Source organism: Pleomorphochaeta sp. DL1XJH-081 (assembly GCF_049310885.1).
Lineage (GTDB): Bacteria > Spirochaetota > Spirochaetia > Sphaerochaetales > Sphaerochaetaceae > CAYZJV01.
This window is the reverse complement of the sequence record NZ_JBMDYO010000125.1, coordinates 1-263: the sequence shown is the minus strand read 5'-3', so window position 1 is coordinate 263 and position 263 is coordinate 1. Positions and strand designations below refer to the sequence as shown.

1 pseudogene is annotated in these 263 nt (G+C 57.8%); it reads left to right on the top strand.

From position 1 onward, the window contains the following. Positions 1-263 (top strand): annotated as a pseudogene (locus ACODJP_RS14165) (NADPH-dependent 2,4-dienoyl-CoA reductase); the annotation flags it as partial.

The window sequence follows — 263 nt, the reverse complement described above, 5'->3', positions numbered from 1 at the left end:
GCCATTAACGCGGCGGCGCGTGGGCATCAGGTAACATTGTTTGATGCGCACAGCGAGATCGGCGGGCAGTTTAATATCGCCAAACAGATCCCCGGCAAAGAGGAGTTTTACGAAACGCTGCGCTACTACCGCCGGATGATCGAAGTGACGGGCGTGACGCTGAAACTCAATCACACCGTGACGGCGGATCAGTTACAGGCGTTCGATGAAACGATCCTCGCCAGTGGGATCGTGCCGCGCGTTCCGCCTATCGACGGGATCGA